13 protein-coding genes are annotated in these 13,877 nt (G+C 66.9%); 5 read left to right on the top strand and 8 right to left on the bottom strand.

Annotation, left to right across the window (positions count from 1 at the left end):
- The first annotated feature begins 89 nt into the window (after nucleotides 1-89).
- Nucleotides 90-1,019, top strand: coding sequence for a LysR family transcriptional regulator (locus tag HB681_RS04155; protein WP_213953503.1), 930 nt, complete (start codon nucleotides 90-92; stop codon nucleotides 1,017-1,019).
- A 27-nt stretch (nucleotides 1,020-1,046) separates the two neighbouring features.
- On the opposite strand, the gene HB681_RS04150 is transcribed toward HB681_RS04155, so the two are convergent.
- The 4 genes from HB681_RS04150 to HB681_RS04135 form a co-directional block, all read right to left on the bottom strand.
- Complete coding sequence (locus tag HB681_RS04150; RefSeq protein ID WP_213953502.1) at nucleotides 1,047-1,463, bottom strand: type II toxin-antitoxin system VapC family toxin; 417 nt, start codon at nucleotides 1,461-1,463, stop codon at nucleotides 1,047-1,049.
- Nucleotides 1,460-1,717, bottom strand: a complete 258-nt coding sequence (vapB, locus tag HB681_RS04145) for a type II toxin-antitoxin system VapB family antitoxin (RefSeq protein ID WP_213953501.1) — start codon at nucleotides 1,715-1,717, stop codon at nucleotides 1,460-1,462. Before vapB ends, HB681_RS04150 begins: the two co-directional genes overlap by 4 nt.
- A gap of 130 nt (nucleotides 1,718-1,847) precedes the next feature.
- Nucleotides 1,848-5,390, bottom strand: coding sequence for a patatin-like phospholipase family protein (locus HB681_RS04140; protein ID WP_213953500.1), 3,543 nt, complete (start codon nucleotides 5,388-5,390; stop codon nucleotides 1,848-1,850).
- Between the two features lie 404 nt (nucleotides 5,391-5,794).
- On the bottom strand, nucleotides 5,795-7,354 hold the full coding sequence (locus HB681_RS04135; protein ID WP_213953499.1) for an AMP-binding protein: 1,560 nt from the start codon (nucleotides 7,352-7,354) through the stop codon (nucleotides 5,795-5,797).
- A 228-nt stretch (nucleotides 7,355-7,582) separates the two neighbouring features.
- Here HB681_RS04135 and HB681_RS04130 point away from each other — a divergent pair, with 228 nt between their 5' ends.
- Nucleotides 7,583-8,395, top strand: coding sequence for a transporter (locus HB681_RS04130; protein WP_256734811.1), 813 nt, complete (start codon nucleotides 7,583-7,585; stop codon nucleotides 8,393-8,395).
- 69 nt (nucleotides 8,396-8,464) lie between these two features.
- Here the strand turns inward: HB681_RS04130 and pstS are convergent, their stop codons facing one another.
- The 3 genes from pstS to HB681_RS04115 form a co-directional block, all read right to left on the bottom strand.
- Nucleotides 8,465-9,490 carry a phosphate ABC transporter substrate-binding protein PstS gene (gene pstS / locus HB681_RS04125; RefSeq protein WP_345944617.1) on the bottom strand — a complete coding sequence of 342 codons (1,026 nt, stop codon included), beginning with the start codon at nucleotides 9,488-9,490 and terminating at the stop codon, nucleotides 8,465-8,467.
- 153 nt (nucleotides 9,491-9,643) lie between these two features.
- Entirely contained in the window at nucleotides 9,644-10,003 is a 360-nt protein-coding gene (locus tag HB681_RS04120; protein WP_213953498.1) for a hypothetical protein, read from the bottom strand.
- Nucleotides 10,004-10,029: 26 nt separating this feature from the next.
- Nucleotides 10,030-11,499 (bottom strand): esterase-like activity of phytase family protein, encoded by a 1,470-nt coding sequence (locus HB681_RS04115; protein WP_213953497.1) that lies wholly within the window; start codon nucleotides 11,497-11,499, stop codon nucleotides 10,030-10,032.
- 145 nt (nucleotides 11,500-11,644) lie between these two features.
- Between HB681_RS04115 and HB681_RS04110 the strand changes: the two genes are divergently transcribed.
- Nucleotides 11,645-11,830: a hypothetical protein gene (locus tag HB681_RS04110; protein WP_213953496.1), complete on the top strand. Its 186-nt coding sequence runs from the start codon at nucleotides 11,645-11,647 to the stop codon at nucleotides 11,828-11,830.
- 558 nt (nucleotides 11,831-12,388) lie between these two features.
- Entirely contained in the window at nucleotides 12,389-12,982 is a 594-nt protein-coding gene (locus HB681_RS04105; RefSeq protein WP_345944616.1) for a DUF1045 domain-containing protein, read from the top strand.
- 14 nt (nucleotides 12,983-12,996) lie between these two features.
- Here HB681_RS04105 and HB681_RS04100 read toward each other — a convergent pair whose 3' ends face one another.
- Nucleotides 12,997-13,224 (bottom strand): hypothetical protein, encoded by a 228-nt coding sequence (locus tag HB681_RS04100; protein WP_213953494.1) that lies wholly within the window; start codon nucleotides 13,222-13,224, stop codon nucleotides 12,997-12,999.
- A 112-nt stretch (nucleotides 13,225-13,336) separates the two neighbouring features.
- On the opposite strand from HB681_RS04100, the gene HB681_RS04095 reads away from it, so the two are divergent.
- Nucleotides 13,337-13,840, top strand: a complete 504-nt coding sequence (locus tag HB681_RS04095) for an arsenate reductase ArsC (protein ID WP_213953493.1) — start codon at nucleotides 13,337-13,339, stop codon at nucleotides 13,838-13,840.
- Nucleotides 13,841-13,877: the final 37 nt, after the last annotated feature.

The following is a 13,877-nucleotide window of genomic DNA, read 5'->3' as shown; positions in this document are numbered from 1 at the left end:
GTCTCCGTTGTTGATGGACTGGATTCTGGAAAAACCCATTCATTCCGTCCATTCGATAATGTTCATCTTTCGATTCCTGTGATTTATCAATGGACATCAACCTCCGTGACCTGAAGTACTTCGAGACGGTGGCCGAGCTGGGTCATCTGGGCCAGGCGGCCGACAAGCTCGGCCGCACGCAGCCGGCGCTGACCAAGTGCGTGCAGCGCCTGGAGGAAGCCTTCGGCAGCGCGCTGTTCGAGCGCAAGGGGCGCGGCATCCAGCTCACGCCCGTGGGCGAGGTCTTGCTGATGCGGGCCAGGCTGTTGCGCAGCGCCACGGAAGAGGCCCTGCGCGAGGTCGGCGACTTCGCGCGCGGCAACGCCGGCCACGTGCGCATCGGCAGCGGACCGATCGCCGCCGACCACGTGCTACCCGAGATCTGCAGCCTGCTGCTGGCCGAGGCGCCGGGCACCACCATCGACATCACGATCGCGCCGAGCATGGCGCTGCGCGAGCGCCTGCGCGAAGGCACGATCGACCTGCTGATCGGCCTCATGTCGGAGCATGACGATGCCTTCGTCACCCATTCGATCGTCGAGGACGTGGTCGTGGTCGCGACCAGCCCCAGCCATCCGGTGTTCGACCTGCCCAAGGTCACGATGAAGGCGCTGCTGCAATGGAACTGGGTGCTGCCGGACCAGGCGACTCCAAGCCGGCAATGGCTCGATGCGGTGTTCCAGTCGCACGGCCTGGCCAAGCCGACCGTGCAGATCAACGCCAACTCGATTCCCCTGCTGCCGCGCCTGATCGCGCGCACCGATCTGCTGAGCTTCCTGTCGCGCCACACGCTGGGTACGGGCGACCGCCGCAACGCCTTGCGCGAGGTGCCTCTGAAGGAGACGACCCTGCGCCGCAAACTCGGCGTGACCTACCGCAAGGAAGGCTATCTGTCGCCAGCGGCGCAACGTCTGGTGACGCTGCTGCGCTCGCGCGGGGAGCGGCTGTTCACCTCCGCGATGGCAACGGGATCGGAGTGAGGGAGGCGCAAGCAGGCAAGCTCGCTGCTACTTCATCCAGTTCTCGACCTGCAGCCCCTTGACCCGGCCGAAATCCTTCGTGTTGTTGGTGACCACGATGGCGTCCGTCGCACGCGCGTGCGCGGCGATCATCAAATCGGCCGCGCCAAGCTGCGCACCACGCTTCTTCAGGTCCAGCCGAATCTCCGCGTAATGCTGCGCGGCCTCCTGCGGCCACGGCGCGACCGCCAGGTGCAGTTCCAGGTTGTCCAGCGCGGCCTGGTTCTGCTTGCGCCTCGCTGCGGCCGAGGCCCGCACGCCGTAGCTCAGTTCCGCGAACGTCACGACGGACATGAGCTGCTGTTGCAAAGGAACCGCCTGCACGCGAATTTCCAGCATGGGTGACTCGCGGCGCATCAGGAAGATGCAGGTATCCGTGTCCAGCATGTAGACGGGTGCGGTCAAAACGACCGCTCCTGGACCGGCAGACGCTCCGCATCGGCCATGAAGTCCGGCGATGCCACTACGGGCGATTCAAAGAAGCCGCTCCAGTCCGCAGGGCGCGGCGTCAGGATCACGCTCTCGCCCTCGCGGCGAATAAAGACCTCGCGCACGGAGTCTGGAAACCGGAAGTCCACCGGAATCGAAACGGTTTGAACGCGGTTGTTCCAGCCAACACGCGCGGTCGGCCGGTGGGTGGATGCTTGTGGTATTGCCATGTGTCACAGCATATGGCATTCGCCGCCATATATCAAGCCATGTGGCAAATGCGCGCTCTCGCCCGTCGGCTTTGTCAATTCGACTTCACCCATAGCGAGACAGGCCGGGCGCGGGCCGCCCCGGCGACTTTCAGTAAGTCGCATCCTTGCTCCGCGGCAGCCACACCTCGATGGCGCCCGGCGTGCTCTTCAGCGAGGGCGGCAGCTTGATCACCGTCCAGGCCTGGCCGTTCGGCAATGGGGCGGTGAGTTGCAGCAGGTCGGTGCACGCGCGTGCGCTGTCGGCCTGGATGACCATGGTGGGGACAGGATGGCCTCGCGGCGGCGAGCGTCCTTGCCGCTGCGAGGTGCTGATCAGGTCCTCCGTCGGCGGCACCGAGGCGCCGAGTTCGCGCCAACGCCAACGCCATTCGCGGACCTGCTCGCGCATGGCCGGGCCGTAGATCTGCACATAGACGACCGTGCCCGCACAGGCGGCGCTGCTGATCGCGGGAGGCACGGGTGGCGGCACTGGCGGCACGGCCGGTCCGGGGGGACCGACCTGCGGCGCTTCGGTTCCGGCCGGGGGCGCGGGGTAGGACGGCGTGCCGGCCTTGGGAGCCGGTCCGGTCGCCACGGCCACCGACGGCGCAGCACCGGTCAGCATCTCGTTCAGCCACACCACCATCGGCCACGGCGTGGGCAAGGTGCCGCTGCAGTTCTGCGACGGCGGCGTCAACCCGGTGTAGTCGCGCGCCCAGTAGCGCGGCGCGCATGGGGGTGCCTGCGCGGGCTGCAGGCAGTCGATGCCGTTGGCCGGGTCGAGCAGCCGCGCGCAGGCCGGCGTGCGCTGCTCCACCGGCTCGCGCGTGCAAGCCGCCTTGGCATCGTCGACGATCCGCACCGACAGGCGGAACTTCGCCATGAAGTTGTCGCCGCCGTCGCGGCACAGCAGGTCGCCGGTGCGCAGCAGTTCCGCCGCCAGCGAGGCGGGCGCATCGCCGCTGGTGCCGACGCCGTTCTTCAGCCGCGCCCACAGTTGCGACAGGTCCTTGAAGGCCGCGTTCTCCGATTTCTCCGCGTCGGCGAGCTGGGCGCGCCAGCTGTCGATGCCCTGCCACGCGGCCACGCCGATGGTCGCGGCCGTGCCCAGGCCCACGGTGGCCGTGACCGCCCCGGCGCGGAGCACGCGAGCCTGCAGCCGGCTCGCCGTCGTCGCCATCGTGCCGGCGGTGCCGGCAGGTGGCGCACCATCCGCGGCAGCCCGCGTGCCCGCAGCCTGCGCCGCCTGGCCGTCGTCGGGCATGAACAGGCCGGGCGCGCCGTCAGCCACCATGTCGAGCAACTCGCCGTCCAGCCGCGTGCCGATCTGGGCGCCCAGGCGGAAGTAGCTTTCCCACTGCGCCTCGTCGAAGAACTGGTCGGTGGTCGGCTGCTGCGGAAACGCCGGGTTGGCCGCCTTGAAGTTGACCAGGTCCACCGGGAGCGCGGCCGAGACGTTCGGCTTGACCAGGATGATCTGCCCCGTCGCGCCGCTCGTGTAGCGCACTTGCGCGAGCGCGAGGCAAGCCTGGCTGGAGGGCGACGCCAGGTCGTTGAGCGAGCCGAAGGCTTCGAGCTGCGGCAGGCTGGCGCCGGGCCGCGGCTTCATGAAGGTGATCTCGGCGTTGAGGTCGATGCGGGCGCGGCGGATGAGGATCTCGAGGTCGCAGAAGCGGTAGTCTGGGTCGGCGCCGCAATCGGCAATCACGATCAAGGCGGCCTCCTGCCGCAGCAGTGCATACGCGCCGGTGTTCTCGAAATGGCCGCCGTCGCTCAGGTACCAGTTGGCCGAGCTGCTGCCCGGGAAGGCGCCGAAGCATTCGAGCAACAGGAAGCGCGTCTTGGTCAGCAACTTGGTGCCGCGCACTGCCGCGCCACGTTGCAGGATGCCGGCTTCGGCGCTGTTCCACCAGTAGCCCAGCCGCAGCCCCGCGAACACGGTGAGCGCCGCAATGCCGCGCTTGGTCAGGCGGCCGAAGCCGGGCGCGAACGCGGCGCCGGAGATGGCCGTCCACGCGCCCAGCGTCATCGCGCCATCGCCGTGTGCCTTGGCCCATTCGGAGCCACCCGCCTGCATCCAGCCGAGCGGCCCGATGGTCATCGGCAGGCTCTTGCGGTCGCGGTTGAAGAGCTTCTGCTTCGGGTCGTGCGTCTGGTTGATGCAGACGTTGGCCAGGTGCACCGGCCCGCCGTATTGGTGCGGCGCGTACTTGAGTTGCGAGATGTCGTCCTGCCCATCCACCTCGCCCACCGGCACCTGGGGCGGCATGAGCCCGGAGACCTGGTCGGTCGGGCTCGCGCCCAGCCGCCGGGCATTGGCCGCGCCGAGGTAGCCGCGCACGATGCGCGCCTTGTAGAACATGTGCAGCGACGAGATGTTGAGGAACGCGAAGTTCGAGCCCGTGAGCGTTGCATACGCACCCAGGACCACGAACATCGCCGCCAGCCAGGCCCAGCCGCGCCAGAACTCCAGCCCCTCCGGCTGGAACACCTGCAGCAAAGTCGCCGCATACACCACGCCGATCCACCATGCGGCCAGGCAAAAGGCCAGCACCAGGCCGAGCACGCTCGCCAGCGCGGCCAGCATGCTCTTCTCCAGTCCCGGCGTCTGCTGTTTCTGCGACAGGATCACCGGCAGCACCGCGCGCAGGATCGCGGCCACCACCAGCAGCGTCGCGCCATAGGAGGCCCGCATCTGCTGGTTCTCCGCGGCCAGCCACCAGGCCGAGCGGTCGAGCAGGCCCAGCACGCCGATCAGCAAGGTGGTGTTGAGCACCGCAGCCAGCGCATCGGTCAGCTCGTTGCGCTGCTGCGCAGCCGTGCGGTGGCGGCTGCGGTACACGACCCAGGTCAAGGCGATGACCCAGCACAACGCAAAGCCAACGAAGGCGGCCGACAGCCAATCCGGCCCGCCGGCATAGATCACGAGCATCGGGCCGAGGATGCAGGCGCCGATGCTCAAGACGCACCACATGCCCACCTGGACCAGCAGGAACTTGAGCGAGGGTTTGTCGCGCACCGACCAGTACGCGCACGACAGCACGATCGACGCGATGAACGGTCCCGCGGCGGCAAACCACAGCGTGGGCAATTGCGTGGCCGCCTTCACCAGCAGCCCGATCGTGGCCTGCGCCGTGGTCGGCTGCGTGTTGTTGAGATCGACCGCGCGAAACACCGCATCCCACATCAGCAGGTTGCTCGCGGCCAGCGCCATGCCGACCAGGCAGGCGGCAATCGCCAGCTCGATGTGGGTGCCCAGCAGGTTGCGCAGGTAGAGCGCCGCGGCAAACAGCGTGTCGCGCATACCGCCCGGTATGAGATAGCGGCCGTTGGCGCGCAGCCACCACCCGAAGCGCGCGCGGTCCACGTCGGCGAAGGCGCGCTCGATCTCGCGCACCTCGTCCGCGGATTTCGCGTCGGTGCAGAGGCGGCCCAGCGTGGCGCCGATGTAGCCGCCGCCGGAGACCGTCGACACGATGTCGAACTTCAGCAACTGGCGGTGGGCCGCCAGGGACTTGATCAGCCCCAGGCAAAAAGTAGCGCTGCGGATGCCACCACCCGACAGCGCCAAACCCCAGGCGCGACGACCATCGTCCGCGCCATTCAATGCTTCGCGCCGTGTCTTCACAAGCTCACGCAGCGTCTCATCCATCCGGTGACCTCGGTGTGGAGACCCCACTATTCCATCCGCGAACGGAGGCGGCAATTTGGCGGACGGTCTATGGCGCAACGGCAACGGAGCTTGCAGGCATAGTGCTTAGGTGCGCTTAGCCTGCTCCCCTGAGCGTTGCAAGATCGGCCACGAGACAGATTCGCAAGAGGGGGCTCCCTGTGCTGACAGGCGCTCAATTCGCGCAGGTCATGGTTCGCGCTTCGCAGAGAAGCGCCTCCTTGGTGTATCTGGGCCGGCTCGACGGATCCAGCCGACGCATTGCTGCGTGGCACCGCGGCGATCCAGTTGGAGCTGACGCAACCACCTTTCATGCCACCACCCTTCGGGCCGCCGCCTTCGGACACGCTCGCGGTACGGCCCGACAAGGAAGATGCAGCGGAAAGTCACACGACGATCCGCTCCCGCAACTCCCGCCGCAGGATCTTGCCGGACGGCGACTTCGGGATCGCATCCACGAACGCCACCGCGCGCACCCTCGCATAAGGTTCTACATGCGCCGCGACGTGGGCCACGAGCTCGGCTTCGCTGACTTCTGCACGCTTCACGACGAAAGCCTTCGGCGCCTCACCCGTCTCCTCATGGGGGATGCCGATCACCGCCGCGTCCGCCACCGCCGGATGCGTGAGCAGCACCGACTCCAGTTGTGCCGGCGCCACCTGGTGCGCGTTGACCTTGATCAGCTCCTTCAGGCGGTCGACGATGAAGAACTCGCCATCGTCGTCGATGACCACGACGTCGCCGGTATGCAGCCAGCCATCGGCATCGATCGTGGCGTCGGTCGCCTGCACGTTGCCGAAGTAGCCGCGCATGACGGTCGGCCCGCGCACCAGCAGTTCGCCGCGCTGGTTCGGGCCGAGGTCCGCGCCCGTCGCCACGTCGATGACGCGGGCCTCGTTGTTGGGCAGCAGGCGGCCGACCGCGCCCGGCTTGGCCGGATCCTCGTCGCGCCTGCGGCCACTCACGGCCAGCGTACTTTCCGACATGCCATAGCCTTGCCGCACCTCGACGCCCATGCGCGCGCCGGCCTCGTTCTGCAGCGCCTCGCCCAGCGGCGCGGCGCCGCTGTTGATGAACTGGACGGACGACAGGTCGTACTTCGCCACCAGCGGATGCTTGGCCAGCGCCAGCACGATCGGCGGCACGAGCATGAGCGACGTGACGCGGTGGCGCTCGATGAGCTGCAGGAACTGCTCGAAGTCGAAGCGCGGCATCGTCACGCAGGAGAGGCCCCGCCGGACCGTCATGCAGACGAAGGCCAGCAGGCCGTAGCAGTGGAAGAACGGCAGCACCGCCAGCGACTGGTCCTCCGTGGCATCGCCCCACAGGGTTTCGAGCTGCGCCATCATCGCCACCATGTTCCGGTGCGTCAGCATCACCCCCTTGGCGCGGCCCGTGGTGCCGCTGGAGTAAGGCAGCGCGACCAGGTCGCGAGCCGGATCGATCTCGATCCTCAAAAGCCCGGCCTCCTCCGCGACCAGCGCCGCGAACGGCGTGGCGCCCTCGGCTTCGCCGAACACGAACACCTCCTCGACGCCGGCCGCTTTCGCCGCCTCGAGCGCGACGCCGATGAAAGGCGGAACCGTGAGGAGAAAGCGCGCCCTGCTGTCGCCGAGTTGTTCCGCCAGCGTCTCGGTGGTGCACAGCGGGCTGGCCGTGGTCACCACGCCGCCGGCCATCGCCACACCATGGAAGGCCACGACGTACTCGGGCAGGTTCGGGCAGAAGATGCAGAAGACATCGCCCTTGCGCAGGCCGCGTTCTTTCAGCAGCGCGCTGGCCACGCGCCGCGCCATGCCATGCACCTGGCCATGGGTCAGCGTGCGGCCGGTGGGGCCGTCGATGAAAGCGGTCTTCTGCGCATGCGAGGCCGCGTTCGCGAAGACGAAGTCGGTGACGGACTGGGCAGGGATCTCGATGTCGGGCCAGGGGCTGCGAAAGATCATGTCGGCCTCCTCGGCGCGGGACGCCGGGGTGGCACTTTACTGCGGGGGCATGCGTCGACTACGACTTTTTTCTACACCCGTGGAGGGATGAATCAGGCCATCCCGAACACGGTCACATCCGCCCCGCCATCGGGTGCGTCCGCCACCCTCGAAAACTGCCCCAGAATGCCATTGACAAGCCATGGCGCATGGACTGTCATGCACCACCATTTCAAGGAGGACAAACGAATGAATTTCCGATCCGATTCCAGCGCCCCTGCGGCCGTCTTCACCGTGGCTGCCATCCTCGGCGCGCCGGCCGCCCAGGCTCAGGACTCGGAAGAACTGGCCAAGAAGCTGTCGAACCCGGTCGCGGCGCTCATCAGCGTGCCGTTCCAATACAACTACGACCACAAGTACGGCAGCGACGAATCGGGCCATAAGAACGTGCTGAACGTGCAGCCGGTGGTGCCCATCGAGCTCAACGCCGAATGGAACATGATCAGCCGCACCATCGTGCCGATCGTCAGCCAGACCAACATCCAGCCGGGCACCAGCCAGACGGGCCTTGGCGACATCACGCAGAGCCTCTTCTTCTCGCCCAAGGCGCCGGGCCCGGGCGGCATCATCTGGGGCGTCGGCCCGGCGTTCTACCTGCCCACCGGCACCGACTCCGCGTTGAGTGCGCGCAAGTGGGGCGCAGGCCCGACCATCGTGCTGTTGAAGCAGGAAGGCCCGTGGACCTACGGCATGCTGGCCAACCACATCTGGGCGGGCGGCGGCGACTCGAATCGCCCGAGCATCAGCAACACTTTCATCCAGCCTTTCCTGTCGTACACCACGAAGGACGCATGGACCTTCGGCGTCAACACCGAGTCGACCTACGACTGGAAGAACAAGCAATGGTCGGTGCCCGTCAACCTCACGGTGGGCAAGCTCATCAAGGTGGGCAAGCAGCCGATCAGCCTGACCGGCGGCCTGCGCTACTGGGCCGAGAGCCCGGATTCGGGGCCGAAGGACCTGGGCTTACGCTTCGTCGTGACCTTCCTGTTTCCGAAGTAGCACGGCGACGATGCCAATTCGTCGCCGGACGCCGGTGGCGGACCCTCTTCGCCGCCCGACGTTGCGCCTCTACTTGCCGCCTTCCCAGCTCGACTCGATCTGTTTGACCAGGTTCTCAGGCAGCGGAACATATCCCAGGTTTTGCGCGTCTGCCCGGCCGCCCGAGAGCGACGCCTTGAAGAACTTCAATGCCTCGGCCGAGCGGGCAGCGTCGTGTGCCTGGCGCGGCATGAGTGCAAACGTCGTCGCGGTGATCGGCCAGGATTGCGCGCCTGGCGCATCAGTCAGCAGTTGATAGAAATCGGGGCTCGTCCAGGTGGCGCTGGCTGCTGCCGCCTCGAAGCTCTCCGGCGAAGGCCTGACGAAGGCACCGCTCTTGTTGCGCAGCAACGCGTACGTCATCTTGTGCTGGATGGCATAGCTCAGTTCGACGTAGCCGATCGAACCCTTGATGTAGTTGACGTAGCGTGTCACGCCGTCGTTGCCGCCGCCGCCCGTGCCGGTGGGCCAGGCGACCATCGTGCCCTCGCCGACCTTGGTCTTCCACTCCTCGCTCACCTTGCCGAGGTAGTTGACGAAATTGAAGGTCGTGCCCGAGGGGTCCGACCGGTGCGTGACGGTGATCTTGAGATCCGGCAGCTTCAGGTCGGGGTTGAGCGCGGCAATGACGGGATCGTTCCAGTTCGACACCTTGCCGAGGAAGACGGCGGACAGCACCTCACCGCTCAGCCGCAACTGGCCCGGCGCCACGCCATCGATGTTCACGACCACGACCACGCCGCCGATCACGAGCGGGAACTGCATGAGGTCTGCCGCCTTCAGGTCCTCTGGCGCCAGGGGCGTGTCGGAAGCGCCGAACGTGGATTGGCCGGCCTTGACTTGCTGGATACCCGCTCCGGAGCCGATGGCGAGATAGTTCACCTTGACGCCGGTCCTGGCGTAGTAGCTCGCGGCCCATCGCAGCATGACAGGGTAGACGAACGTCGAGCCCGATCCGGTGATGTCGACTGCCGAGGCCGGCATGGCAGCGAGCATCGAGGCGAGTGCCACGACGCCGGCCGCAAACCGTGGCCGGGTTGGATGAAACATCTTCATGACGAGTCTCTCCGCAGTCGAATGGACCGCCGACTATCTCGCCGGCTCGGCGTGAATGCCAATCGCCTGTTTGGCCGACGGCAATAAGCCGTAGGCGCCGTCACCTTTTTCCTCAGTGCGCGCTTGGCGTGCGCACGATTGCCGCCAATGCCTCTAGCGCAGCAACAGGCGCAGGAGATACGCGAATATCGCGAGCCCGCCAAGCGCGACGGCAGCCGTTTCGCCAAGGCTCGCCTCCTTGGGAACCGCTGCGCCGGCCACCGCGTTCGTGCGCGAGGCCGGCGCGGGCGCCTGCGAGAAGGGGTTGAAGATGGCGCCGCCGGGGCGCGCGCCGGGTTCCTGCTTCGGCTCCGGCCCCCCCGTGGCCGATGGCGTTCGCCTTGCTGGCGTGTCCTCGCTTGCCGTGACCTCCTGCTGCGCCATGGGACCTTCGCTTTCGCCGGCCTGCACGGGCGCGCATGTGGCCATGGCCGAAGCGAGTGCCGCGATCAGTAGCAGGAGGCGCATCTTCATGCCCGCGGCGCGATCACGCCCGTCGATCAATCTTCGTCGTCGTCATGGTCGCGGTCCCGGTCGCGCTCGTGCTCGTCGTCCATGCGCTGCGGCAGGTAGCGCGGCAAGTCGCGGTCGTCGAACGCGAACACGAAAAACTGGTTCGGATTGGCGACCATCCCGCGCGTGCCGTCGGCCGGGAGCTTGAGCGGGTCCGCGATCGTGGCAAGGAAGTCGTTGTCGTTGGCGACGAAGAGCGTGTGCCGGGTGATGCCCTTCACCGTGACGTCCTGTCCGAACGCGATGCCTTCGATCTTCGAGGGGATCAGCCGGGGATCGGTGCCGGCGGCCGTCAGCTTGGCCACGACGTCGAGGAAGGGCGTCGTGCTCTTGGTCACGGCATAGGCCGACAGGTCGCCTGCCACACCGCTCACGTCGCGGGCGCCGTCGAGGTCGATCACGTAGAGCTTCTTCACCTTGGCGGCCGACGCGGTGTCGGTCGGCAGGGGCGTGTCGGCCCTGCCGCTGCCGTCGCGCTCGTCGACCAGGAACTCGTGGTTGTTGATGGCCAGGATCTCGCTGACGCCCGAACCGTCGGTGAGGATGTAGGCATATTGGTGCGTGGCACCCGTGTAGGTGTCGATCGTGACGATGCGCAGGCTGCCCTTCTTGTCCTGCTCGAGGTTGGCTTGCATGATGCCCACGAGCTTGCGGCCATCGGGGGTGATGGCCAGGCCCTCCAGCCCCTTGTTGGTGACGCGCCCGACGGTGTTGCCGCTGATCTCGACGGCGCCCTGTGCGCTGAGCTTGCTGATCGCGAGGTTGGCGGGCAAGGCGAAGCTGCGCACGCGCTTGCCGGTGGAGCGCTGGAACTCGTGGACGAAGGGACCGTATTCGTCCGAGACGAAGACGCGCTCGCCGTCGTTGGAGACACGGATGCCCTCCGGATCCAGGCGAGCGTTGTTGGTGTAGGTCGACGGCTTCGAAGCGTCGAAGTTGTCCGAACGGCCAGTGAAGTAGTAGCGGCGGCGCTCGGCGTTCAGCGCCGGCGCGCCGGAGCCCAGCGGCGTCACGCCATCGATGCGAAATCCAAGGCCCGCGCCGGTGCCGTAGACCAGCGGTGTCGGGCTCGACAGCAGGGTCGTCTTGCGCAGCGTCGGCGTGAGGGTGAAGGGCAAGTCGGAGCCCGGATCGCTCGGCGACAGCGCCATCCTGAAGGTCTGGAATCGCGCGATGTACGACACCGTGTCGTCGACCAGCGGGTTATAGGGTTTCGCATTCGGACCGCGGTCCGGCAACGCCAGGAACGTCGTGCCGCCGGCGTAGGCGAAGCCCGAGCCCAGTCCACCGAGACGATTGCCCGGAACCCCGTTTTCGAGAAGTGCGGAAGTCCTGGTCGACAGATCCTCGTATGCGCCGCTGATGCTGCCGATGGCGATCAGGTCGACGCTGGCGTGGGCAGCGGGTGCAAGTGATGCGGCCGACAGCACGCCGAGCAGGAAGGTTCTTTTGATCATGGGTTTCTCCTGTGCGCCGCGGTCGGCGTGGACAGATGCTCACGGCCCGGTGTGACAACGGCGTGAAATTCCACGCGCCGAGGACTTCAGCGGGCGGCCGCTGCCCTGTCACGACATTGACCGATTGCGGTGATATCAATGCAGCATGGACCAAATCACACAGATCGACGGCTACGAGCCGGACTACCTGGGTCGCTGCGAGAACTGCGACGCAGCCCCCGTCGTGACTGCCGTCAAGGACGGCCGAACCATCTACCGCAGCATGCGCTGCGGGCGCTGCACCTGGGGCGAGCAACGCGCGGACGACCCGACCGTCTGGAACGAACTCTGAGCTTCGACGTTCAGGCCTGCGCCCGCAAAGGCCTGGCGTAGGCGCGCCTCGGCTTGCTTCGAGCGCAGCGAAGCGGCCGCCGCGCGGGAACTCGGTCCCGCGCTGCACGTTGAAGAAGCGTTCGGCCCAACCATTGCTCAGGCAGTTGGTGAACAGGAAACTGATGCCCGAACCGTCGGCGCGGCGAACCCGCGGCGAACGCCTCGCGCACCGCGGCTGTTGTCAAGAACATGAAACATGAAGCCGGTACCCTGAAATCCGTATAAATCATTTTCGACGGCCCGGGCCGAGCCTGGACGGCGAGCAACCCCTATCTCATGACCCTCTGGATTGCGGCGATCGACGCAGCGGACAGCATTCACTGCATTAGTTCCGACCTGGCCCCGGTGCCTTGCCGAGATCTGCGCTCATCGACGGTGTTCCCCGATGAATGAACGCGCGCACCGTACCGTGACGACGGCCCATCGCTATGCGGCCTACTACGCGCCAGCATTCGGCGGCCCCCTGTCGGAGGCAGGCAGCCGGTGGTTGGGCCGCAGCGCCTGCGACGGAAGAGCGGTGCCGCAACCGGTGGTCGAAGGCGTGTCGCCGGAACTGCTGCGGCAGTTGACCGCCGGGCCGCGGCGCTACGGCTGGCATGCAACGCTCAAGGCCCCGTTCGCGCTGCTTCCCCAACTCGAGCTTTCCAATCTCCACGGTGGGATTCAGGCCATCTGTGCGGCCTGGGATGCGTTCGAGCTCCCCGCGCTGAAGGTCGATCTCATCGATGACTTCCTGGCCCTCGTGCCCGCCCAGTCAAGCACGGCCATCCATGCGCTTGCGGGCGCGTGCGTCACGGGGCTGAAGTCGTTCGCACGGCCCCTCTCCTCCTTCGAGCTGGAGCGTCGGCGCGCGCCCGGCCTCACGTCCCGCGAAGACGCACTGCTGTGCAGCTGGGGGTACCCCTTCGTGCTCGATTGCTTTCGCTTTCACATGTCCCTGACCGACTCGCTGCGGCACACGGAACCGGAGATCGTGCGCGCCCTGGCGGAAGGCGCGCAGCGGCATTTCGACAAGGTGCCGGCAGGACGATTCGATGCGATCAGCCTGTTTGCCGAGCCCTCGCCCGGCGCCGATTTCATCTGTCTCGAGCAGATTCGCCTCGGCGCATGAAATGACGCTCGGAGCTACTCCCGGAACACCGCGAAGCCATTCGCCTCGATCTGCCGGGCGATGTCGGCAGCGTTGACACCCCCGTACACCGCATCGGGATTGAATCGATGTCGCAGCTTGTATACCACCAGGTTGGCGAGGTCGTCATGCGCCGGAAACTCGAAGGCGGCCGTCGACAGGCCGGCGGGCACGGCCAGGTACTTATTCCGGTCGGTGATGCTGCGGTACAGGTCTACGTCCACCGGTTTGCTCCAAGTCGACCAACGAACCTAGTCGACAACCGTGAAAGCAATATGATGCTTTCGCGTCAGCAGCGTCACCTGGACGGACCGGGTCGCCAACACCGGATGGAACATGGACGATCGCGGTCGAGTCAACGTTCTTTTTGTCTGCAACGACAACTCCGTGCGCAGCCAGATGGCCGAGTCGCTGCTGCAACGCCTGGGCGGCACTCGCTTTCGCGCCTTCTCGGCCGGAAGCGGCGAAGTGGATGACGACGAGCCCGACCCGCGGACCCTGCGAACGCTCCTCGAGGCGGGACTGCCGATCAAGGGGCTGTACTGCAAGAGCTGGCGGGAATTTCTCGGGGGCGGCGCGCCGCACATGGACCTCGTCGTGACCTTGTGCGACGTCGCGGCCGGCGAACCGATGCCCGACATGCCCGGCGAGCCGCCCGCCGCGCATTGGTCCCACCCCAACCCCCTCCACGCCAACCCCGCCGATGCCGCGACCGCGTTCCGGCACGTACTGCATGAAATCCGCCGCCACGTGGAGTTGCTGGTGAACCTCCCGGACGAGCGCGTCCACCGACTGGTGCTGGAAGCCGAGGCACGCGGACTCGCCCGATCGGGCAGCTGAGACGCTTCGGTACTGACCGCCGCTACCGGTCCATGCG

The sequence above is a fragment of the Variovorax sp. dw_954 genome (genome assembly GCF_018449755.1).
In the GTDB taxonomy this organism is placed as follows: Bacteria; Pseudomonadota; Gammaproteobacteria; order Burkholderiales; family Burkholderiaceae_C; genus Variovorax.
Note: the sequence above shows the minus strand (reverse complement) of the source record. Positions and strands in the feature narration are given on the sequence as shown.

Excerpts from the sequence above, each read along its gene's own strand:
- HB681_RS04155 (WP_213953503.1), top strand. The coding sequence starts at position 90 with ATGGACATCAACCTCCGTGACCTGAAGTACTTCGAGACGGTGGCCGAG.
- vapB (WP_213953501.1), bottom strand. The coding sequence starts at position 1,717 with ATGGCAATACCACAAGCATCCACCCACCGGCCGACCGCGCGTGTTGGC.
- HB681_RS04140 (WP_213953500.1), bottom strand. The coding sequence starts at position 5,390 with ATGGATGAGACGCTGCGTGAGCTTGTGAAGACACGGCGCGAAGCATTG.
- HB681_RS04135 (WP_213953499.1), bottom strand. The coding sequence starts at position 7,354 with ATGATCTTTCGCAGCCCCTGGCCCGACATCGAGATCCCTGCCCAGTCC.
- HB681_RS04130 (WP_256734811.1), top strand. The coding sequence starts at position 7,583 with ATGAATTTCCGATCCGATTCCAGCGCCCCTGCGGCCGTCTTCACCGTG.
- pstS (WP_345944617.1), bottom strand. The coding sequence starts at position 9,490 with ATGAAGATGTTTCATCCAACCCGGCCACGGTTTGCGGCCGGCGTCGTG.
- HB681_RS04120 (WP_213953498.1), bottom strand. The coding sequence starts at position 10,003 with ATGAAGATGCGCCTCCTGCTACTGATCGCGGCACTCGCTTCGGCCATG.
- HB681_RS04115 (WP_213953497.1), bottom strand. The coding sequence starts at position 11,499 with ATGATCAAAAGAACCTTCCTGCTCGGCGTGCTGTCGGCCGCATCACTT.
- HB681_RS04110 (WP_213953496.1), top strand. The coding sequence starts at position 11,645 with ATGGACCAAATCACACAGATCGACGGCTACGAGCCGGACTACCTGGGT.
- HB681_RS04095 (WP_213953493.1), top strand. The coding sequence starts at position 13,337 with ATGGACGATCGCGGTCGAGTCAACGTTCTTTTTGTCTGCAACGACAAC.